This is a genomic window from Gemmobacter nanjingensis (genome assembly GCF_014652195.1).
In the GTDB taxonomy this organism is placed as follows: domain Bacteria; phylum Pseudomonadota; class Alphaproteobacteria; order Rhodobacterales; family Rhodobacteraceae; genus Gemmobacter; species Gemmobacter caeni.
In genome coordinates this window covers 113,005-132,871 of record NZ_BMYI01000012.1, presented here as the reverse complement: position 1 = coordinate 132,871, position 19,867 = coordinate 113,005, and the positions used below count along the sequence as shown (strand labels likewise).

Genomic DNA, 19,867 nt, shown 5'->3' with positions numbered 1-19,867 from the left:
TTACTTCAGGATCGCGAAGCCCTGCGCGCTGAAGGCCGCATGCGCTGCCTCGCCCGAAAGCGCCTCGTAAAAGGCTTTGTCCGCCGCATCTGCCGCCCCGGTCAAGAGGGCAGCGGGATAGACGATGGCCGGATAGCTGTCGGCGGGGAAGGTGCCGACCACGGTCACATTGTCATCAGCGGCAGCATCGGTGGCATAGACGATGCCATAGGGTGCCTCGCCGGTGGACACCAGTGCCAGCGCCGCGCGCACGTTGTCGGATTGCGCGACGGCGGGTTCCACCTTGTCCCACTGACCCAGCGCCGTCAGCGCGGCTTTGCCATATTGCCCGGCAGGCACGGAATCGACCATGGCCATCGCCAGTTTCCCGTCGCCCAGCAACGCGGACAGATCGAAGCCCGCCCCGATCTCAACCGGCGCCGCATCCTTGCCATGCGCGATCAGCACCAGCGTATTGCCCAGCAGATCCTCGCGCGTGCCCTCCACGACCAGCCCGGCGTTCTGCACCTCGTCCATCCAGTTCGGGGCGGCAGACACGAAGATGTCGGCGGGCGCCCCGGCAACGATCTGCTGCGCAAGCTTGCCCGAACCCGCATAGCTGATCACCACCTGATTGCCGGTTTCCGCCTGCCACTGCGAGGCCAGGTCATCCAGCGCGTTCTTCATCGACGCGGCGGCGAAGACCACGACCTCCTCGGCGGCGGCAGGGCTGGCAGCGAGGGCGAAAGCAAGCGTAAGGGCAAGACGGCGGGACATGGGAGACTCCGATATGTTTCGGAAAACATATCTGGCAGGCACCTCCCGGTCACGCAAGCGTTATTTTTTTTCAGACATATCCGCCTTGGTCGCAGGGGCAAGCAAGGCCTCCAGCGCGGTCACCTCTGCCGCCCCCGCCTGTTCGGCGGCCTCCAATACCGCAAGGTAGCGGCGCAGCACCTCTTGCCCGGTCTCTGTCACCTGCGCCCCGCCGCCGCCCGCCCCGCCCCGCGCACTGCTGACCAGCGGCTCACGGAAGGCCGCGTTCATTTCCTCCACCAGCGACCACGCCCGCTTGTAGCTCATCTGCATCTGTCGCCCGGCTGCGGCGATCGAGCCGGTCTCGCCAATGCGCTGCAACAGCTCGGCCTTGCCGGGGCCAAGCATGGCGGTGTCGAACAGGATGCGCAGCTTCAGCTTGGTCATCGGCGGGCCTTTCCGGGTGTCTCGGGCAATCATCGCCGCCGGCGCGCCGACAGGCAAGGGTGCGCCGCTTGTCGTGCCCGGGCTTGACGGCGGCGCCGAGTCATGCGCTTCTGGCCGCCGATGGTTCCCGGCAAATGCGACGCTGGGTGAAAAGGGAACACGGTGCGGTGTAGCCATCAGGCGCCAATTCCGTGACTGCCCCCGCAACTGTAAGCGGCGAGCGACCCCCAATGCCACTGGACCCCGAACTGCGGGGCCGGGAAGGCGGGGCAAGCTGCGACCCGCGAGTCAGGAGACCTGCCATCGAGAACCGCAACAACCACCGGGCGGGGTGCCCCGGGAAGGAGATCGTATGGACAGATCCCCGCGCAGGCCGATGGCCGCGCTTTCCACCGAAACCGGCGCGCGCCCCGCGCCGCATCAGATGCTTGTCTGCCAGTCCTGCCCACATGTCGGGCGCGAATGCAGACCCGGCCTGAACCTGTTGATCCAGCTGCGCGGCGCCCTGGCGCTGGCGGGTGTGGGGGCAGAGTTCGAGCTGTCGGGAACGCTGTGCGTCGAAGGCTGCCAGCGGCCCTGCACCCTGGCCTGGCGGGTCGCCTCGGGCGAGACCTGGCTGTTTGGCGATGTCGAAGATGGCCAGGATATCGACGCGCTGGTGGCCGGAACCGTGCGCCCTGCGGCTGCGGTCATCCGCACGGCGGCGGGGGCGATCCAATGACCCCGGCGCTGGAGTTCCGCTCGGTCTGCTGGGGTCCGAAGGACCGGCCCGACATCCTGACCGATATCAGCTTTTCCGTTCCGCAGGGGCAGATCATGGCGATCTGCGGCGCGAACGGGGCGGGCAAGACCTCGCTTCTGCGGCTGATCTATCGCCACCAGCCGCCCCGGCGGGGCACGGTATCGGTTACAGGGCGCGACCTGTGGCTCATGTCAGCGCCCGAGGCCGCGCGCATCGTGGCTGCCGTGGTGCAGGAGCAACCCACCGATTTCGTGCTGAGTGTGCGGCAGATCGTGGCTTTGGGCCGCTTGCCGCATCGCAAGGGCTGGGGCAGCGGGCTCGCTCTGCCCGGTGAGGCTGATTGCGCCATCATCGACGCCGCCATGGCCCGGCTGGACCTGACAGCCTTCGCAGACCGCAGTTTCGGCACCCTGTCCGGGGGTGAAAGGCAGCGTGTCATGGTTGCCCGTGCCCTTGCGCAAGAGCCGCGCATTCTGGTGCTGGACGAGCCGACCAACCATCTGGACATCCGCCACCAGCTTGATCTGTTGCGGCTGCTGCGCGATCTCGGCCTGACAGTGGTGACCACGCTGCACGATCTGCCGCTGGCGGCGGAATTTGCCGAACGCATGCTGATCCTGCATGGCGGCCGTATGCTGGCGGATGGTCCGCCCGATCAGGTGCTGCACGAGGATCTGCTGCACACCGCCTTTCAGGTGCGGGGCCGGATCGACCACAGCGGCACCGGCCCGCGCCTGTCCTTTCACCTCTGATCCGATCAGGAGTTTCCGATGATCCGTCTCGCCCTTGCGGCGCTGCTGCTGTCTGCCAGTGCGGCTGCTGCCTTCCCCGTCACCGTCAAAAGCTGCGACCGTGATGTGACCTTCGACGCCGCACCCACGCGCGCAATTTCCAATGATGTGAACCTGACCGAAATGATGCTCGTGCTCGGCCTGCGCGACCACATGGTCGGCTATACCGGCATTTCCGGCTGGAAGACGCTGGACCCCGAAATGCGCGAGGGCGTCGCCGAATTGCCGGAGCTTTCGGCCAAATACCCCAGCAAGGAAGTTCTGGCTGCGGCGGAGGCTGATTTCTTCTTCGCGGGCTGGAATTATGGCATGAAGGTCGGCGGCGAGGTTACGCCCGAAACGCTGGAACCTTTCGGCATCAAGACCTACGAACTGACCGAAAGCTGCATCCATATCGGGCCGAAAGCACGCAGCACGATGCAGGACATGTATCAGGACATGCTGAACCTTGGCCGCATATTCGGCGTCGAGGATCGGGCAGAGGCGCTGGTCGCAGGTTACAAGGCGCGGCTGGCCGAGGCGACGAAGGGCGTGGACCACGACCATCCGCTGCGGGTCTTTGTTTACGATTCGGGCGAAGAGGCGCCGTTCACTGCCGGCAAATACGCCATGCCGACCGCACTGATCGAGGCGGCGGGCGGCGTCAACATCATGGATGATCTGGACAAAAGCTGGGCCGAAGTGGCGTGGGAGCCGGTGGTGGCGCGCAATCCGCAGGTCGTGGTGATCGTGAACTACGGCGATGTGACGGCGGAACAGAAGATCGCCTTCATGAAGGGTAATCCGGCCTTCGCGGATATCGACGCGGTGAAGAATGATCGCTTCGTCGTGCTGGAATATGTCGAGGCGACGCCGGGGCCGCGCAATATCCGCGCGGTCGAAAAGCTGGTCGCCGGGTTCGCGGGCCAGTGACGATGCGGCTCGCCCTGCGTCGCGCCCTGCCGCGCCGGGCGGGCCTTGCCCTTGCCGTGCTGCTGGGGCTGGCGCTTTCGGTCAGCCTTGCGGTTTCGGTTGGATCGGTCGCCATCGCGCCGGGCACCGTCTGGGGGGTATTGCTCGACCGGCTGCTGCCCGGGCTGGTGACGCCCGACTGGGGTGTGGGGCAGGCGAATATCGTCTGGCAGATCCGCCTGCCGCGCGTGCTGCTGGCGGCTCTGGTCGGCGGCGGGCTGGGTCTGGTGGGCGCGGCGCTTCAGGCCGTTACCCGCAACCCGCTGGCCGATCCGCATTTGCTGGGCATTTCCTCGGGCGCCGCGTTCGGTGCGATTGCGGCTCTGTTACACACGGGCATGTTCCTTGGCCTGCTGACCGTGCCGCTGATGGCCTTCGGCGGGGCGCTGGCGGCCACGGCGCTGGTGCTGGGCGTTGTGGCGCTGACCGGCGCGGGGGCGGCGGACCGGCTGGTGCTGGCGGGGGTTGCGGTCAGCTTTATCATCATGGCCGGGGCCAATATCCTGATCTTCCTCGGTGACCCGCGCGCCACGCATACCGTGGTGTTCTGGATGCTGGGCGGGCTGGGCCTTGCGCAATGGTCGCATCTTCTCTGGCCGCTGGCGGTATTGCTGCCGGTGGGCCTGTGGCTCTGGTCGCGGGCGCCGGTGCTGAACGCGATGAGCCTTGGCGACGAAACCGCCGTAAGCCTTGGGGTCGAGGTCACGCGATTCCGGCTGGCGATCTTTGTCGCCGCCGCGCTGATCACCGGGGTGATGGTGGCCTTCTCCGGGTTGATCGGCTTTGTCGGGCTGATGATGCCGCATCTGGTGCGGATGCTTGTCGGGGGCGACAATGCCTGCGTGCTGCCCGGATCGGCACTGGCGGGGGCGGTGTTCCTGATCGGGGCTGACGCTGCGGCGCGGGTGGTGCTGGCGCCCGAAGATCTGCCCATTGGCGTCGTGACCGGCCTGTGCGGCGGGCTGTTCTTCATCTGGCTGATGGCGCGACGGCGCTAACCACGCCGCCAGCGCGCCGCGCGGCGTTCGGCGGGCTGGATCAGCGCAAGGTCGATCACCAGCATCACCGCGACGAAGGCCAGTGCATAGGCCAGGACGCCCGCAATCTCGAAAAGCTGGAATTTCAGGTGGATCTGAAAGCCGATGCCGCTGGAGCGGCCCAGAAACTCCACCACCAGCACGATCTTCCAGATGATCGCCAGCCCCGCCCGCGCGCTGGCCACCAGAAAGGGCGCAAGCTGCGGCAGCAGCACATGCCGCGCCCAGATCAGGCGCGACAGGCGAAAGACGCGGGCCATGTCGTTCAGCTCGGGTGACAGCGTGCGCGCGCCTTCCCGCATGGTCACCAGCACCATGGCGGTCTTGTTGATGGTCACGGCGGCAATGGCGGCCACCTCATTCAGCCCGATCCACAGATAGCACAGCACGATGACGACCAGCGCGGGCAGATTGAGGAAGATCAGCACCCAGGGGTCCAGCCAGCGGTTCAGCCGGGGCAACCGGCCCAGCGCCACCCCCAGTACCGTGCCGAGCGCCATCGACAGGCCGAAAGCAAGTGCCACCCGCACCAGCGTCGCCGTCATGTGATGCCACAGCCGCCCTGATCTGGCCTCCTCCCACAGGACCGCTGCCACTTCGGGTGGGGCGGGCAGGATGCGCGGCTCGCCCCGCAACAGCGACAGCGCCCACCAGAAGGCCACAAAGCCGGTGAGCGACAGCAGGAAGATCAGCCGGTCGGCCGGGGTGCGGGCGGAAGGCTCCATCCTCCGACCATAGCGCCGCCCACTGCCGCCCGCGCTGCGACCTTCGTCCAATTTTCGGGCAGGCGCGCGAATGCCTAGTCTGGCGCATGCGTATCCTGCACCTTGTTCTTTGCTGGGTTATGATGACCGGCGCCGCCCTTGCCGCGCCGCTGGACCGCGACCAGATCGCGGCTTTCGTCGTGCCGCCCTATGCGCTGGGCGAGCCGGTGAATGACAAGGGGGTCTGGAGCCTTCTGAACTCTGGCGGGGCCGAGGCGGGCTATGTGTTTGAAACCGCGATCATGGCGCCGCTGCCCGGCTTTTCCGGCGGGCCGATCAATATGCTGGTGATGCTGGATCTGGATGGCCGCTTTATCGACGTGCGGCTGATTTCGCATAACGAGCCGATCTTCGTCTCCGGTCTGGGCGAGGCGCCGTTCCGCAAGTTTCTGGAACAATATCGTGGCCATTCGATCAATACCCCGATGGTGGTGGGTGTGCCCTATGGTGATGCCGGTGCGGGCAGCGGGCTGGTCTATCTGGACGGGGTGCTGAAGGCCACGGCCTCGGTCCGCATCGCGCACGAATCGATCCTCGCGGCCACGCTGGAGGTCGCGCGGGAAAAGATGCAGGGCATCAAGTCCGTGCCCCCCGCCACCCCCGACCCCGCGCATGACGAGGCGTTGGACTGGCAGGCACTGGTGGATCAGGGCATCGCGCGGCACTTGCGGGTTACGAATGCCGAACTGGACGCGGCCTTCGCTGGAACGATCTGGGCAGATGACGACCCGGAGGCGCAGGCCGATCCGCAGGGATTGTTTCTTGACCTCTGGCTGGTGGACATCGGGCCGCCCAGCATTGCGCGGGCCGTGCTGGCGCCGGATGCGCTGACCGATCTGAACCGTTTCCTCAGCCTTTCCCCGACCGAAGAGCCGTTGTTGCTGATCGACAGCGGGCGGCACGGGCTGGTCAGCGCGGATTTCGTGCGCAACACCGCGCCCGATTTGCTGGGCGCCGAACAGGACGGGCTGCCGGTGGCGCTGCGCGATGCCGACATGATCTTCGACACCCTGCCCGGCGTGCCCGAAGGCACCGCGATGATCCTGCGCAGCGACCGGCGGCTGGGCTTCGATCCGGCGCGCGACTGGACCCTACAGGTCAAAGCGGTGCGCGAACACGGCATGTTCCAGCCCGAGATCGGATCGACCACCTTTACTCTTGCCGCAGGCACGCCCGAACGGTTCTTCCTGCGCGCCAAGCCTGTCGAGGCTCTGCCGCAATGGCTTGAGGCCGCGCGCAACCGGGCGCCCGACCTGATCGCGCTGGCGCCGCTGCTGCCGGTTCTGCTGCTGGCGCTGGGGCCGGGGATGAACCGCCTGTCGGGGCATCGCCATTTTACCGCGATCCGGCTGGCGGTTCTGGCCGGAATGGCCGGTTTCGTGGGGTTCTGGGGGCAGGGGCAACTGTCCATCGTAACGCCGCTGGCGGCGCTGCGCACCGCCATCGATGGCGGCAGTTTTGCCTACCTGCTGTATGATCCCTTCTCGCTGGTGGTATGGGCGGCGGCGGTGCTGGGGTTCGTGCTTTGGGGGCGCGGGCTGTTCTGTGGCTGGCTTTGCCCCTTCGGTGCCTTGCAGGAATTCGCCCATCACCTTGGCCGCCTGCTGCGCCTGCCGAAGATCGAGCTTTCGGTGCTGTGGGATGCACGGCTGAAACGGGTGAAATACCTTCTGCTCGCGGGGCTGGTGCTGACCGTTTTCATCGCGCCCGACCGGGTGGATACCGTGGCCGAGGTGGAGCCGTTCAAGACCGCGATCACCACGCATTTCATGCGGGAATGGATCTTTGTCACCTATGCGGGCTTCTGGCTGGTGCTGGGTCTGTTCACCTTCAAGGGCTTCTGCCGCTATATCTGTCCGCTTGGGGCACTGATGGCGATTGGCGGGCTGCTGCGCGGGCGCGACTGGATCGCGCGGCGCAAGGAATGCGGCTCACCCTGCCAGTTATGCAAGGTGCGCTGCAATTACGGAGCAATCGCGGCGGATGGGAAGATTGGCTATTCTGAATGTTTCCAGTGCCTTGATTGTGTGACGATCCATAATGACGCGAAACAATGCGTGCCTTTGGTGCTGGCCGCGCGTGGCCGTGCGATGCGGAAACGCGCGGCGCTGGTGGCCGCGAAATGACGGGGGCGTTGCGATGATCAGGCGGCGGCGGTTCCTTCAGATCATGGCGGCTGCGGCGGCGTTGCCGGTCCGGGCTGGGGCCGGGGCGCGCTGGCAGGGGCAGGCTCTGGGGGCTGACTGCGACGTGCTGCTGGCCGGACCGGGGGCTGAGGCTGCGCTGGCCGGGATCCCACCGCTGTTGGAGCGGGTAGAGGCGGCCTTCAGCCTGTACCGCGAGTCCGAACTGACCCGGCTGAACAGCACAGGCCAGCTTGAGCCCTCCGCCCTCTTTGCCGAAATGCTGCCGCTGTGTGACCGGCTGCACGGATTGACTGACGGTGCATTCGATCCCAGCGTGCAACCTGTGTGGCAGGCGTTGCGGGACGGGCGCGATCCGGTTGCGGCACGGGCGATGGTCGGCTGGAGCCGGGTTTCCCGGCGCGATGGCGGGGTGCAACTGGCACCCGGCCAGGCGCTGACCTTTAACGGCGTCGCGCAGGGTTTTGCCAGCGATCTTGTCCGTGATCATCTGGCGCGGCAGGGCTTTGACCGGGCGCTGGTCAACATGGGTGAATATGCAGCCCTGGGCGGGCCGTTCCGGCTGGGCATTGCCGATCCGGTGGCGGGAGAGCTTGCCGAATGGCATCTGCGCGGCACCGCCATGGCCCTGAGCGCGCCGGGCGCCACGCTGATCGGCGGAGCGCCACATATTCAGCATCCGCAGGGGCGCGCGCCGCTGTGGTCCAGCGTCGCGGTCGAGGCGGACAGCGCCGCGCTGGCCGACGGTCTGTCCACCGCGCTGGTGTTCCTGGACCGCGCAGCGATTGCAGACCTGAAGTCCCGGCTGCAGGGTCTGCATCGTGTGGCGCTGGTTGATCGGGCGGGTAATCTGACAAGCCTTTGACCCGCAGGGCGGCCGCGTTGCCGAACCGCCATCGCGCCCCTTGCCATCGGACCCGCGCCAGCCGACTGTGGCCGGATGCCAGAGGAGGCCCCGATGTTCGACCTGTTAGCCCTGATCCCCGCGCCCGAGCTTGCCGCCTTTCTGGCGGCGGGTATCGTGCTGAACCTTACCCCCGGTGCTGATGTGATCTTTGCCACCGCCTCGGGTATGGCAGGTGGACCGAAAGCCGGGGCGGTGGCCGGGCTCGGGGTCGGGCTGGGCGGGCTTTGGCATGTCGGGCTGGCGGCCGCGGGCGTCAGCGCGCTGGTGGCGGCGCATCCCGGTGCGCTGGTGGCACTGAAATGGCTGGGCGCGGCCTATCTTCTGTGGCTGGCGTGGAAAAGCTGGCACGCCGGACCAGCCACCGAGGCGGGGCGTGGTATCGCCAGCCCGCTGCGCGCGCTGTGGCGCGGGTTCCTGACCAATGCCTTCAACCCGAAGGTGGCGCTGTTCGTCATCGCCTTCCTGCCGCAGTTCACCGATCCCGCGCGCGGTCCGGTCTGGCAGCAGATCGTTCTTCTGGGTGTGCTGTTCACTTTCACCGGCACCTTGATTACATGCAGCTATGGCGCGCTGGCGGGCTGGGCCGGTCAGGCACTGGGCCACCGCATGGGCGTCCTGAACAAGGTGGCGGCCGTGATGTTCGGCGGACTTGCCGCCCGGCTGGTATGGGAGTGAACAATGGCTAAGATCGCGCTGCTTGACGGCGGTATGGGGCAAGAGCTTGTGGCGCGTTCGGGGGACGAGCCGACCCCGCTGTGGGCCACGCGGGTGATGCTGGACCATCCGGGTCTGGTGCGGGCCATCCACGACGATTACTTCGCCGCCGGGGCTACCATCGCCACCACCAATACCTATGCCATCCACCACGACCGGCTGGAACGTTTCGGGCTGGATGGTCAGTTCGCCGCCCTCCACTTGGCGGCGCTGGAGGCGGCAGAGGCCGCCCGCGCCGCGCATGGGTCCGGGCGGATCGCCGGGTCCATCGGCCCGCTGGTCGCCACCTACCGCGACGACGTGGTCCTGCCTGTGGACGAGGCCGCGCCGAAAGTGGCCGAGATCGCGCATCTTCTGGCCCCGAAGGTGGATTTCATCCTGCTGGAAACGCTGTCGACCGTGGCACAGGCCGAAGGGGCGCTGAAAGGCGCGGTGCAGGCGGGCAAGCCGGTGTGGTTGTCGGTTTCGGTCCATGATCGCCAAGGCGACCGCCTGCGTTCGGGGGAGCCACTGGCTGATCTGGCGCCGCTGGTGGCGCACTATGGTCCGGCTGCCGTCCTGGCCAATTGCTCCGTCCCCGAGGCGATGGGCGACGCGCTTGCAGTACTGGGCAGCTTTGGCCTGCCCTTCGGCGCCTATGCCAACGGCTTTACCCATATCTCTGACGGGTTTCTGGAGGATGCGCCGACGGTGGCGGCACTGACCCACCGGCATGACCTGACGCCCGAGAAATATGCCGATTTCGCAATGGGCTGGGTGGGGCAGGGTGCCAGCATCGTGGGCGGCTGCTGTGACGTCGGCCCCGCGCATATTGCCGAGCTTGCACGCCGCCTGCGCGAGGCCGGTCACGAGATCGTCTGATGCCGCCCTATGAATACAACCCGCCCGATGTGCCGCTGTCGATTCTGCACCATGACAGTGCCATTCTGATCGTGGACAAGCCGGCGGGTCTGCTTTCGGTGCCGGGAAAAGATCCCGGCAAGGAAGATTGCCTGATCGGGCGCCTGCGACGGGTCTTTCCCGAGGTGCTGTTGGTACATCGGCTGGATTGTGACACGTCGGGCGTCATGGTCTTTGCGCTGAACAAGGCGGCGCAGGGCAATCTGGGCCAGCAGTTCGAAAAGCGGCAGACGAAGAAAGTCTATATTGCGCGGCTCTGGGGCCATCTGGAGCCGAAAGAGGGCACCGTGGACCTGCCGCTGTGTGTGGACTGGCCGAACCGCCCGCGGCAGCATGTGAACCACGAACAGGGCAAGCCTGCGATCACAGACTGGCGCGTGCAGCGCCATGACGGCAAGACCACCCGCGTGCGGCTGATGCCGCAGACCGGGCGCAGCCATCAGTTGCGCGTGCACATGCTGGAGCTTGGCCACCCCATTCTGGGCGACCCGATCTATGCCACGGGCGAGGCACTGGATTATCCGCGTATGATGCTGCACGCCGAAAGCCTGCGCATTCGCCATCCGGAAACCGGGAAAAGCCAGACCTTCAGCGCGCCCGTTCCGTTCTAGTCTAGCGCCGCAACTTCAGCGCCAGCAACAGACCGGCAATGAAAGCCCCGCCAACGGTTGCCATCGGCGCTTTGGCAAGCACATCGGCGCCGGTGCCCATCAGGGCCGCCATTTCCGCCTGTCGCATCTGCACTTCGGCTTCGGCCCGCCGGAGACGCCGGTTCCTGCCGCGCAGGGGTGCCATCAGGGCCGTGGCAAGCGCGAGGATCAGAAAGCCCGCCGACATCAGCAGTGAAGCGATGATCGGCCCCTGCCAATGGGCGAGGCCAAGCCAGGCTGCGGCGGCAAGAAACCCCAGCGCGACGAGCGCCAGAAGCCCGGCCAGAATCAGCAGGGCCGCGCGGCGCAGCGCGTGAGATGCCTGCGCCGCCGCATTGGCCGAAGCCGCCCCGGCGGCGAGCCGCAACAATCCCAGCATCAGCGACGGCCCAGCAACAGGCCGAGGAAAAGGCCTGCCAGCGCGGCGATCCCGGCGGATTTGAGCGGATGGGCGCGGATCTCGTCTTCCAGATCGGCCAGACCCTGTTCGGCCTGAGCCTTTGCGGCGCGGCCCTGCTCTGCCAGCTTCGACGCCGCTGCCTCGCCCTTGGCACGCAGTTTATCGGCTTCTTCCTTTACCACCTCGCCGACGGCGGCCCCCTGAGCCACACCAAAATCGGCAAGGGTCTGGGCGATGCGGGCAAGATCGTTCCGCAGATCGGCGATCTGGCCTTCCAGCCGGGCGCGTTCCGACCCGGCCAGCGCATCTTCGGCGCTGGTGGCGGCTTCGTTCACGGCATTGGCGGCGGCTTGGGCGGGGTTACGGGCCATGGCTGGCTCCTTCTGCTGAAACATCTGGTATGCCCACGCTGATCTTGCGATTGCGCGGGCGCGATCTGGCACGCGCCGTTTCGGGCAGGGCGCGCGCCTCTTCCTGAGAAACGGCTCCGGCGACGGCTGGTTCCATTGCAGTGGCGACAAAATCGGCGCCGATCTCCTCCGCCTCCCGCAGTTTTGCGGGATCGACCTTTTCGATGATGCGCCAGCCTGCCTCCGGCGAAGGCGTGGTGTCCGGCATCTGCCAGAGAACCACACCCACGCGCAGGCGCAGATGCGCCCTCTTGAGCCGTCGCACATGCAGAAGCGATGCGCGCGAAGGGGCGGGGTCCAGAAAACACAGGATCACGCAATCCTGCGCGCCGGGGTCCAGCGCCTGCAGGCGGGCGGGCGAAAGATCGCTGTGCGGGTGGTGGCGGGCATCGGCCCCCTCTGCGGCCAGCGCCTGTGCCAGCATCGCCGCAGAGACATCGTCCAGCGCCGAACGCCCGCCGATGCACAGGATGCGGCGGCCTTCGGCGGGCAGCGGTTCCGTCTCCGCGCGGGCCTCGTCCAGCTCTTCGTCGATGACGACATGCAGATCGCCGATCATCGTCATCGCCACACGCGCCAGCCGTACTTCCTGTTCCCCGGACAAGACGCCGCGCGACCAGTCTGCCTGCGCCATCATCAGGGCTGGCAGGCCGACGTCGCGGTAGTAATCGGCGAGCCAGTCCTGCTCCAGAGCCTCTTCGGCGCGGAAGGTGGCCTCGATCGCGTCACCCGCCAGCCAGCGCTGATACAGCCGCGCATGGGGCGCCAGCACGGGTTCGTCACCGAACAGGATGTCGAACAGCTCGAATTGCGGGATATGGCGGCCCAGCACCACAAGGCACACCGTCAGCGGTGTCGACAGCACCAGCCCCAGCGGCCCCCAAATCCAGGTCCAGAAGATCGCGCTGACGATGATCGCCAGCGGCGACACCCCGGTGCGCGAGCCATAAAGCCATGGCTCGATGACATTCGAGGTAATCAGCTCCACCGCGATGAACAGCGCGGCGGTCCACAACAGCGCCGACCATTCAGGGCTGACCGCGAAGGCCAGAAACAGCGGGAAGGCGGCGGAGAGGATCGAGCCGATATAGGGCACGAACCGCAAGACCAGCGTCAGCAGCCCCCAAAGCAGGGCATTGGGCACGCCGATCAGCCAAAGCCCGATCCCGATGGGCAGGGCGTAGATGATGTTCACAAGCAACTGGATCAGCAGGTAGCTGGCGACGCGCGATCCGGCATCCTCCAGTACCTGCGTTGTACGGTGCAGGTCGTTGGAGCCGATCAGCCGGATGAATCGGTCGCGCAGTTCCTCGCGCTCCAGCAGCATGAAAACCACGACGACGATAACGAGGCCGGTGGTGGCGATCGGGCTGACGAGGGGGAGCACCAGATCCTGCAACATGGCGACCGGGCTTTGCGGCTCTACCACCTCGACCTTCAGGGGTTTGCGGTCAGCGGTTTCGGCGGTCGTATCACCCGGCAGTGCCGTGCTGATTTCGGCGTTGATGGCCGTCACCATGCCGGTCACGCGTCCGATGATGCCGTGGCGATCCCCCTCTGCCTGCAATCCCTCCAGCTTGGTGATGATATTGGCCTGAAATTCCGGCAGATTACGCGCCAGAGTCGATAACTGGCTGGCCACGACCAGCGAGAAGGCCCCGATGAGGGTAAAAGCCAGAAACACCACAACCAGAACCGAGGCCGTGAGCGGCACGCCCCGGCGCCGGATGCGGTTGACAAGGGGCGACAGCGCGAAGGTCAGAAGGACGGCAATGGCAAGCGGCAGAAAAACCGTCTGTCCGACGTACAGCACCGCTGCGACCGCGGTGATGGTGGCCAGGCCGGGCAGGGTAATCCTGCGGGCCTGGGGCACCTCTTCCGCGTCTGACGGTGGCGTGGCCGCGGCAAGCCGCAGCGCGGTATTCGGCATGGGGCACCTGAAAGACGACGGCTACCAGTCTCAACGCCGAGGCTGGCGTGGTGGTTCCCGTTCGTCAAGCGCCGTCAGAGCGTCAGCGCCACCTTGCGCCCCTCGTGGAAGGCATAAGCCGCCAGACGCGGTGCGGCGCAATCGCCGATCCGGTGCAGGCGTTTCCCCGGCAGGGCTTCGGGGAAAGGATCGAAGGCGATATTGGTTGTCGCCATCACAAGGGCCGAGGCGGGCAGAGTGACTTCGGCCCCGGTCAGCAGGCTGCGGATCGTCGCGCCGTTGCCGAGCCAGCGGGCGATGACGTGTTCGGTATGGAACTCTGCCCCCGCCCGCGCCAGCCGTGCCCGCGCCGGGCCATCGGCGGAGGTGCGGGTGACCTCTTTCCCGACATAGGCATCGGGGGTGACTAGGATTACCTTCTTCCCCTGTTCCGCCAGCGCCAGCGCCGTACCGACCCCGCGCCAGTTACCGCCCTCGTCATACAGCATCACCGTATCCCCGAGCCGCGCCTCACGCCGCATCACCTCTTCCGGGGACCAGACATGGCCCGCCTCCAGCCCCGGCAACTGTGGCTCTGCCGGAAGCCAGCGCTGTCGCGCATCGGTGTCGGGCAGCGAGCCGGTGGCAAGGATCACCTCGGTCGCCGGATGGGCGGCAAGGTCATCTTCGTCCAGATAGGTGTTCAGCCGCAGGCGCACGCCCAGTCGGTCGAACTGGCGTTCATACCACTCCATCAGGTCAAGGATCTGCGCGCGGCGCGGCTGCATTCCGGCGAGCCGGAACTGCCCCCCGATCTGGCCGGAGGCCTCAACGATTTCGACCCGGTGGCCACGCTCTGCCGCCGCCCGCGCTGCTTCCAGCCCCGCCGGACCGGCGCCGACCACCAGAACGTCGCGCGGCGTCTCTGCCGGGGTGAAGCGGTCGCCGCCCCATTCGAACTCGCGTCCCGCGGAAGGGTTGATGAGGCAGGAAATCCAGTAGTCCCGTGACCGCCGCCCCCAGCACATCTGGTTGCAGGAAATGCAGCCCCGCACATCACTCGCCCGTCCCTCGGCTGTCTTGCGCGCCAGATGCGGGTCGGCGATCTGACCGCGCACGATCGACACCAGATCAGCCTGCCCGGAGGCTATGACCGATTCCGCATTGTCCGGCGTGCGGATATGCGCCTCCGACGTGATTTTGGCGTGTTTCACCAGTGATTTCAGTTGCTCGGTGACCGGCGCGGTCATCTTGTCGGCGAAGAAGAAAGTCGGGATCAGCCGTTCGAAATCCAGATAGCCGCCATGGCCGACGGTAACGTAATCGACATGGCCGGTCGCATCATGCAGGGCGATGATCTCGCACAGCGCTTCGTTCGACAGCGTGACGCTGTGGGCGTCGGAACTCGACACCGCAAGCCCGATGATGAAATCCTCGCCACAGGCACGGCGGATGTTCTCGATCACCAGCCGCGACAGGCGGGTACGGTTTTCAAGGCTGCCGCCCCATTTGTCATCGCGGGTATTGGACCAGGGCGTCCAGAACTGATCCAGCAGCGAGTGATAGGCTGCCCAGACCTCCACACCCTGAAAGCCCGCTTTCTGACAGCGGATCGCGGCGGCGGTATGGGCCACGATGATCTCTTCGATCTCTGTCTCCGTCATGCGGTGCGAGCCGTCACTGTCGTGATAGCTCGGCCCGCCCGACGGAGACCAGTGCGGCGAAAAACTCAGGTCGGAATCGCCATGCGCCCCGACATGGTAAAGCTGTTGCAGGATCACGGAGCCCGCAGCCTTCACGTCCTCGGTGATGCGGCGGAACGGGGCAATGACCTCGTCCGAGTCATGCAGGAAATTACCACGCGTCAGCACCCCGGTGCGATGCAGCGGCACCGGCTCGCACACGACCATCGCGGCGCCGCCAAGCGCGCGTTCCAGCAGATAGCCATGGGTGCGCGGGCCGGGCAGGCCCATCTCGGCCATGTTGTTGGTATGGGCACCAAAGACGATGCGATTGCGCAGGGTCTGCCCCCGCAGGGTCAGCGGCGACATCAGGCGGGGGTGCTGGGTCATGGCGTGGCTCCTTGGCTGGGATCAGCCTAGCCGCCCCGATTTCCGCCTGCGTCTGCCGGGGGCGACATCAGAAGGGCGCAAATGCGACCTCAGGACCGCAGGGCGGCCATTCCGCCGGTTTCCAGCGCCTGTGCCAGCAAGCCGACCGCCTTGGCCAGCCGCTCGTCAACGACATGCAGGTACTCGTGCCAGTCGTGCACACCCTCCAACTCCTTGTCGCCATCGGAAATCCCGCGCAGTGCGATCAGCGGCAGGTCAAAGCCCTGACAGGCCCGCAGCGCCGCCCAGGTTTCCATATCCACCATATCCTCGGGGATGGTCTGATAGGCGGCGCCCGAGACGACATTGGCGCCTGTCGACAAGCTCGCCTCCGGCACGCCCGGAATGCGCAGGGGCAGAGGCAGCGTGGCGGGCAGGCCCGAAAGCGGGGTGATGCCCTTCGGAAAACCCAGCGCCGAAGCGTCGATGTCGCGCCAGCTGACACTGCTGGCCTGATACACGCCCGTCTTGTGCAACCGCGCCGATCCGGCGGAGCCAAGCGAGACCACCAGTTCCGGCAGCGCGTCCTGCGCCAGAAACACCCCCAGCGCGCGTGTCAGTGTCACCCCCGCCTCCACCGGACCGATGCCGCACAAAAGCGGACGGAACAACCCGGCCAGATGCGGGCCATATTCCGCCTCGGCCGCCATCACGAACAGCACGTTGAGCCCGGCAATACGGGTCAGCTCGACAGTCTGGCCAGAGGGGCCGGGCAGGGGATGGATCATGGCAGGAACTTTCTGAAACGGCCCCCGGAAGGTGGCCGTTTCAACGCGCGCGGTCAATCAGTCGGCGTCACTGTCCCAGCCGGAGATTGCCTTGACCTCAAGGAATTCCTCGATCCCCCAGTGACCGCCTTCACGCGCGCGCCCCGAAGCCTTAACACCCCCGAAAGGTGACCCGGCACCACGCGATTTGCCGTTCATCTCGACCATGCCCGACCGCAGGCGCCGCGCGAGACGGTTGCGCCGTGCGCCATCGCCGCTTTGCACATAATTGGTCAGGCCATAGGGAGTGTCATTTGCAATGCGCACCGCATCCTCTTCGGTGTCGAAGGGGATGATGCTCAGCACCGGACCAAAGATTTCCTCGCGCTCGATGGTCATGCCGGGAGTGACATCGGCAAAGACGGTGGGCTTGACGTAGAAGCCGCGGTTCAGATGCTCGGGCCGGCCAAGACCCCCCGCGACCAGCCGCGCGCCTTCCTCGATGCCCTTCTGGATATAGCCCTGAATCTGCTCCCACTGGCGTTTGTTCACCACCGGGCCGATGTGGCGGCCCTCGGCCGAAGCCGGGCCGACCTCGATCGAGGCCGCGACTTCCGCAGCCTTTTCCACTGTCCGGTCATAGATCGACCGTTCCACCAGCATGCGCGAGGGCGCGTTGCAGGACTGGCCCGAGTTGTTCATCATGTGCCGCACGCCGCGTTCCACCGCCTTTTCATCGGCATCGGCGAAGATCAGATTGGCACCCTTGCCACCCAGTTCCAGCGTCACACGCTTCAGCGTCTCGGCAGCGGCCTTGCTGATGGCGCGGCCCGCACGGGTAGAGCCCGTGAAAGAGATCATCTCGACATCCGGGTGCTCCGACAGGCGGGTGCCCACACCCATGCCATCACCGTTCACCAGATTGAACACGCCCGCAGGCAGCCCCGCATCATGGCAGAATTCGGCGAACAGCATCGAGGACAGCGGCGCCTCTTCCGAGGGTTTCAGCACGCAGGTGCAACCCGCCAGCAGTGCCGGAATGACCTTCAGCGTCACCTGGTTCATCGGCCAGTTCCACGGCGTGATCAGGCCGACGACGCCAATAGGTTCCAGCGCGATCCGGTCATTCGGCGCATGCGGACCCAGCGGGCGCACCCATTCGATTTCGTCGAAGGCCGTCAGGAAATTCGACAGGTGCCACGGCAGGCAGGGTGCCTGGCTTTCGCGCGCGAGTTTCATCGGCGCGCCCATTTCCATGCTGATCGCCTGCGCCATTTCCTCGGCGCGCTTTTCGTATTCGGCAAGGATCTTCGCCACATAGGCGCGACGCTCGGCCGGGGGGGTGACCGACCAGCCTTCAAAGGCGGTTTTCGCAGCAGCCACCGCGCGGTCGCAATCGGCCGCCGTGCCCAGCGAGATCACCGCACAGGGCTCTTCGGTGGACGGGTCGATGACCGCACAGTCATTGGGGGCCAGCGGGGCGACCCAGCCGCCATTGATATAGAAGTCGCGTTTCTCGATCATCGTATCCTCCGGGTGGTCGCCGCGATCATAGGCCGGGCGCGCGGATCAGCAAGGAAAATTTGATCAAATCATCCAGTGCCCTTCGCGCCAGTCTAGCAGGCCACCCGGCGGGCGAAAGCCCCGGCGCGACAAATCCTGTCGCTCGCAGGGTTTTGCACCGGGCTGCGCGGGCTGATAGGAAGGGCCATGTTCGGATTCCTGTCACGCACACGCAGCATCACCAGCCTCGGCCTCACGCCGCCCGCCCCGTTGCCCGGTCGGCAGGGGCTTGCGCTTGTGCTGATCGTGCGTAACGAAGCGCGCCACATCGGCGAATGGGCGCGCTTTCACCAGCGCGCGGGCGTGGCGCATATCCATGTCTACGACAATGGCTCCACCGACGGCACGCTGTTGGCGCTGGATCAGGCGGTCGGCGATCTTGCCAGTGTCATCCCCTGGGATCAGAAGCTGCGCGACACCCGCCGCGGGCTGGAGATCCACAATCAGGTGCTGGCCTATGCCCATGCCGTGCGCAATTTCGGCGGCCGCTATCGGTGGATGAGCTTCATCGACGTCGATGAATTCCTCGTGCCGAAACAGGCCGCCACACTGCCCGAGGCGCTGGCGCATCTGGAAGGCTGCGCCAATATCAGCCTGCCCTGGCACATGTTTGGCCGTTCCGGCCATGTTGAACCGCCGGAAGGCGGCGTGGTGCAGAACTTCAACCTCCGCAATCCCGACCCGATGAGCGAGGCCAAAGGACTGCGTAACTTCAAGATGATCGTCGATCCCTGCGCGGTGACGGCGCTGAAGGTCCACGAGATTGAAACCGGCGGTGGCATCACCTGCAATGACCGGGGTGAGGCCTTCACCAACCGCAGCCGCACCGACCGCAGTTTCTATTCCGCCGATCACATCCAGCTTAATCACTACTACACCCGATCCGACAGCGAGTTGCGCGCCAAGATCGCGCGCGGCCCCAACCTGACCACCCCCGACGCTGATCATCTGCGTCGGGTCATGCGCAAGGTTGCGGCCATCGAGGCCGACGAGGTGCCCGATACCGCCGCCGCCGATTTCCTCGCCCGCAGCGGTGGCGCGCTCTGAACCGCAGAACAATGTGACGCTTCCCGCCGCCCGGCCTGAACGGGGCAGGGCAGGCGCGCACGCTGCCGGATTGATGTTCTGAAACCCTGCCGGATCTGCAACCGGCAGTCCTTTTTGCCGCAGATGCGGAAAAGGGGGTGTATCGGCGGGGCGAATCTCCTATCTCACATTCAGCAAATGTCATGTGAGGAAATCATGTCCGTCCGCATCAACGACACCGCCCCCGATTTCACTGCCGAAAGCACGGCCGGAACGATCAGGTTCCACGACTGGCTGGGTGACAGCTACGGCATCATCTTCAGCCACCCGCGCGACTTCACCCCGGTCTGCACCACCGAATTTGGCGCCGTGGCGCAGCTTTCGGGCGAGTTTGCCAAGCGCAAGACCAAGGTGATCGGCGTTTCGGTCGATTCGGTCGAAGAACACCAGAAATGGAAGCGCGACATCGAGGCTTTCGCCGGTTCGCCCGCCGATTTCCCGATCATCGACGACACGTCGCTGACCGTCGCCAAGGCCTATGACATGCTGCCGGCCGATTATTATCTGCCCACCGAAGGCCGCACCCCGGCGAACACCGCCACCGTGCGCACCGTCTATATCGTGGGGCCGGACAAGAAGATCCGCCTGACCATGTCCTACCCGATGTCGGTGGGCCGCAACTTCGCGGAAATCCTGCGTGCGCTGGACGCCGTGCAGGCCACCGATGGCGTGCCGGTCGCCACCCCCGCCAACTGGGTGCCCGGTCAGGATGTCATCGTCGCGCTGAGCCTCAATGACGCCCAGGCGAAAGAGAAGTTCGGCGATCTCGACATCAAGCTGCCTTACCTGCGCTTCGCCAAGCCGCAGAACTGAGCCTGAAAAAGCCTCGCAGCGATATCCTGCTGCGGGGCTTTCCCTTGCTTCTTGCCCAAATACTCAAAAAAGCCGCCGCCGCATGC

General features: G+C 66.0%; 20 protein-coding genes and 1 riboswitch. Of the genes, 11 read left to right on the top strand and 9 right to left on the bottom strand.

Going from position 1 to position 19,867, the window contains the following annotated elements:
- Positions 1 to 756: a molybdate ABC transporter substrate-binding protein gene (modA, locus tag IE126_RS17650; protein WP_108129679.1), complete on the bottom strand. Its 756-nt coding sequence runs from the start codon at positions 754 to 756 to the stop codon at positions 1 to 3.
- A 60-nt stretch (positions 757 to 816) separates the two neighbouring features.
- On the bottom strand, positions 817 to 1,182 hold the full coding sequence (locus IE126_RS17645; RefSeq protein ID WP_229825623.1) for a winged helix-turn-helix domain-containing protein: 366 nt from the start codon (positions 1,180 to 1,182) through the stop codon (positions 817 to 819).
- Positions 1,183 to 1,286: 104 nt separating this feature from the next.
- A riboswitch (cobalamin riboswitch) is annotated at positions 1,287 to 1,501 on the top strand.
- Between the two features lie 33 nt (positions 1,502 to 1,534).
- Here IE126_RS17645 and IE126_RS17640 point away from each other — a divergent pair.
- Genes IE126_RS17640 through IE126_RS17625 form a run of 4 tightly spaced genes read left to right on the top strand, consistent with a single transcriptional unit; the run spans position 1,535 to position 4,664 of the window.
- Positions 1,535 to 1,903: a DUF1636 family protein gene (locus IE126_RS17640; RefSeq protein WP_082400769.1), complete on the top strand. Its 369-nt coding sequence runs from the start codon at positions 1,535 to 1,537 to the stop codon at positions 1,901 to 1,903.
- Positions 1,900 to 2,676 carry an ABC transporter ATP-binding protein gene (locus IE126_RS17635; protein ID WP_108129681.1) on the top strand — a complete coding sequence of 259 codons (777 nt, stop codon included), beginning with the start codon at positions 1,900 to 1,902 and terminating at the stop codon, positions 2,674 to 2,676. The genes IE126_RS17640 and IE126_RS17635 overlap by 4 nt, the downstream gene beginning before the upstream one ends.
- An 18-nt stretch (positions 2,677 to 2,694) precedes the next feature.
- The gene (locus tag IE126_RS17630; RefSeq protein WP_108129682.1) at positions 2,695 to 3,627 is read left to right on the top strand and encodes an ABC transporter substrate-binding protein; all 933 of its coding nucleotides are present in this window, start codon (positions 2,695 to 2,697) and stop codon (positions 3,625 to 3,627) included.
- A 2-nt stretch (positions 3,628 to 3,629) separates the two neighbouring features.
- Positions 3,630 to 4,664, top strand: coding sequence for a FecCD family ABC transporter permease (locus tag IE126_RS17625; RefSeq protein ID WP_108129683.1), 1,035 nt, complete (start codon positions 3,630 to 3,632; stop codon positions 4,662 to 4,664).
- Here IE126_RS17625 and IE126_RS17620 read toward each other — a convergent pair.
- Positions 4,661 to 5,428, bottom strand: a complete 768-nt coding sequence (locus IE126_RS17620; protein WP_108129684.1) for an ABC transporter permease — start codon at positions 5,426 to 5,428, stop codon at positions 4,661 to 4,663. The genes IE126_RS17625 and IE126_RS17620 overlap by 4 nt on opposite strands.
- A 122-nt stretch (positions 5,429 to 5,550) precedes the next feature.
- Here IE126_RS17620 and IE126_RS17615 point away from each other — a divergent pair, with 122 nt between their 5' ends.
- The 5 genes from IE126_RS17615 to IE126_RS17595 all read left to right on the top strand — a co-directional run bounded on the left by IE126_RS17615 (position 5,551) and on the right by IE126_RS17595 (position 10,743).
- Positions 5,551 to 7,593: a 4Fe-4S binding protein gene (locus IE126_RS17615; protein WP_229825620.1), complete on the top strand. Its 2,043-nt coding sequence runs from the start codon at positions 5,551 to 5,553 to the stop codon at positions 7,591 to 7,593.
- Between the two features lie 13 nt (positions 7,594 to 7,606).
- Positions 7,607 to 8,476 carry an FAD:protein FMN transferase gene (locus IE126_RS17610; protein WP_108129686.1) on the top strand — a complete coding sequence of 290 codons (870 nt, stop codon included), beginning with the start codon at positions 7,607 to 7,609 and terminating at the stop codon, positions 8,474 to 8,476.
- A gap of 93 nt (positions 8,477 to 8,569) precedes the next feature.
- Positions 8,570 to 9,193, top strand: coding sequence for a LysE family translocator (locus tag IE126_RS17605; protein ID WP_189381747.1), 624 nt, complete (start codon positions 8,570 to 8,572; stop codon positions 9,191 to 9,193).
- A 3-nt stretch (positions 9,194 to 9,196) separates the two neighbouring features.
- A complete protein-coding gene (locus IE126_RS17600) occupies positions 9,197 to 10,093 on the top strand; it encodes a homocysteine S-methyltransferase family protein (protein WP_054301885.1) in 897 nt (298 codons plus the stop codon).
- Positions 10,093 to 10,743 (top strand): RluA family pseudouridine synthase, encoded by a 651-nt coding sequence (locus tag IE126_RS17595; RefSeq protein WP_189381746.1) that lies wholly within the window; start codon positions 10,093 to 10,095, stop codon positions 10,741 to 10,743. The genes IE126_RS17600 and IE126_RS17595 overlap by 1 nt, the downstream gene beginning before the upstream one ends.
- Before the next feature lies 1 nt (position 10,744).
- Here the strand turns inward: IE126_RS17595 and IE126_RS17590 are convergent, their stop codons facing one another.
- The 6 genes from IE126_RS17590 to IE126_RS17565 all read right to left on the bottom strand — a co-directional run bounded on the left by IE126_RS17590 (position 10,745) and on the right by IE126_RS17565 (position 17,843).
- A complete protein-coding gene (locus tag IE126_RS17590; protein ID WP_189381745.1) occupies positions 10,745 to 11,161 on the bottom strand; it encodes a hypothetical protein in 417 nt (138 codons plus the stop codon).
- Entirely contained in the window at positions 11,161 to 11,553 is a 393-nt protein-coding gene (locus IE126_RS17585; protein ID WP_054301882.1) for a glycine zipper domain-containing protein, read from the bottom strand. The genes IE126_RS17590 and IE126_RS17585 overlap by 1 nt, the downstream gene beginning before the upstream one ends.
- Positions 11,543 to 13,522 (bottom strand): AI-2E family transporter, encoded by a 1,980-nt coding sequence (locus IE126_RS17580; protein ID WP_189381744.1) that lies wholly within the window; start codon positions 13,520 to 13,522, stop codon positions 11,543 to 11,545. The genes IE126_RS17585 and IE126_RS17580 overlap by 11 nt, the downstream gene beginning before the upstream one ends.
- A gap of 74 nt (positions 13,523 to 13,596) precedes the next feature.
- On the bottom strand, positions 13,597 to 15,573 hold the full coding sequence (locus IE126_RS17575) for an oxidoreductase (RefSeq protein ID WP_189381743.1): 1,977 nt from the start codon (positions 15,571 to 15,573) through the stop codon (positions 13,597 to 13,599).
- A gap of 89 nt (positions 15,574 to 15,662) precedes the next feature.
- Positions 15,663 to 16,340 carry a 5'-methylthioadenosine/S-adenosylhomocysteine nucleosidase gene (locus IE126_RS17570; protein WP_189381742.1) on the bottom strand — a complete coding sequence of 226 codons (678 nt, stop codon included), beginning with the start codon at positions 16,338 to 16,340 and terminating at the stop codon, positions 15,663 to 15,665.
- A gap of 57 nt (positions 16,341 to 16,397) precedes the next feature.
- Positions 16,398 to 17,843, bottom strand: coding sequence for an aldehyde dehydrogenase family protein (locus IE126_RS17565; RefSeq protein ID WP_189381741.1), 1,446 nt, complete (start codon positions 17,841 to 17,843; stop codon positions 16,398 to 16,400).
- A gap of 186 nt (positions 17,844 to 18,029) precedes the next feature.
- On the opposite strand from IE126_RS17565, the gene IE126_RS17560 reads away from it, so the two are divergent.
- A complete protein-coding gene (locus tag IE126_RS17560) occupies positions 18,030 to 18,929 on the top strand; it encodes a glycosyltransferase family 92 protein (protein WP_189381740.1) in 900 nt (299 codons plus the stop codon).
- Positions 18,930 to 19,124: 195 nt separating this feature from the next.
- Positions 19,125 to 19,781, top strand: a complete 657-nt coding sequence (locus IE126_RS17555) for a peroxiredoxin (protein ID WP_054301877.1) — start codon at positions 19,125 to 19,127, stop codon at positions 19,779 to 19,781.
- The last annotated feature ends 86 nt before the right edge of the window (positions 19,782 to 19,867 follow it).

Coding starts and splice junctions, on each gene's coding strand:
- IE126_RS17580 (WP_189381744.1), bottom strand. CDS start 13,522: ATGCCGAATACCGCGCTGCGGCTTGCCGCGGCCACGCCACCGTCAGAC.
- IE126_RS17630 (WP_108129682.1), top strand. CDS start 2,695: ATGATCCGTCTCGCCCTTGCGGCGCTGCTGCTGTCTGCCAGTGCGGCT.
- IE126_RS17620 (WP_108129684.1), bottom strand. CDS start 5,428: ATGGAGCCTTCCGCCCGCACCCCGGCCGACCGGCTGATCTTCCTGCTG.
- IE126_RS17595 (WP_189381746.1), top strand. CDS start 10,093: ATGCCGCCCTATGAATACAACCCGCCCGATGTGCCGCTGTCGATTCTG.
- IE126_RS17600 (WP_054301885.1), top strand. CDS start 9,197: ATGGCTAAGATCGCGCTGCTTGACGGCGGTATGGGGCAAGAGCTTGTG.
- IE126_RS17615 (WP_229825620.1), top strand. CDS start 5,551: ATGACCGGCGCCGCCCTTGCCGCGCCGCTGGACCGCGACCAGATCGCG.
- IE126_RS17555 (WP_054301877.1), top strand. CDS start 19,125: ATGTCCGTCCGCATCAACGACACCGCCCCCGATTTCACTGCCGAAAGC.
- IE126_RS17560 (WP_189381740.1), top strand. CDS start 18,030: ATGTTCGGATTCCTGTCACGCACACGCAGCATCACCAGCCTCGGCCTC.
- modA (WP_108129679.1), bottom strand. CDS start 756: ATGTCCCGCCGTCTTGCCCTTACGCTTGCTTTCGCCCTCGCTGCCAGC.
- IE126_RS17570 (WP_189381742.1), bottom strand. CDS start 16,340: ATGATCCATCCCCTGCCCGGCCCCTCTGGCCAGACTGTCGAGCTGACC.
- IE126_RS17565 (WP_189381741.1), bottom strand. CDS start 17,843: ATGATCGAGAAACGCGACTTCTATATCAATGGCGGCTGGGTCGCCCCG.
- IE126_RS17645 (WP_229825623.1), bottom strand. CDS start 1,182: ATGACCAAGCTGAAGCTGCGCATCCTGTTCGACACCGCCATGCTTGGC.
- IE126_RS17610 (WP_108129686.1), top strand. CDS start 7,607: ATGATCAGGCGGCGGCGGTTCCTTCAGATCATGGCGGCTGCGGCGGCG.
- IE126_RS17635 (WP_108129681.1), top strand. CDS start 1,900: ATGACCCCGGCGCTGGAGTTCCGCTCGGTCTGCTGGGGTCCGAAGGAC.
- IE126_RS17575 (WP_189381743.1), bottom strand. CDS start 15,573: ATGACCCAGCACCCCCGCCTGATGTCGCCGCTGACCCTGCGGGGGCAG.
- IE126_RS17640 (WP_082400769.1), top strand. CDS start 1,535: ATGGACAGATCCCCGCGCAGGCCGATGGCCGCGCTTTCCACCGAAACC.
- IE126_RS17605 (WP_189381747.1), top strand. CDS start 8,570: ATGTTCGACCTGTTAGCCCTGATCCCCGCGCCCGAGCTTGCCGCCTTT.
- IE126_RS17625 (WP_108129683.1), top strand. CDS start 3,630: ATGCGGCTCGCCCTGCGTCGCGCCCTGCCGCGCCGGGCGGGCCTTGCC.
- IE126_RS17585 (WP_054301882.1), bottom strand. CDS start 11,553: ATGGCCCGTAACCCCGCCCAAGCCGCCGCCAATGCCGTGAACGAAGCC.
- IE126_RS17590 (WP_189381745.1), bottom strand. CDS start 11,161: ATGCTGGGATTGTTGCGGCTCGCCGCCGGGGCGGCTTCGGCCAATGCG.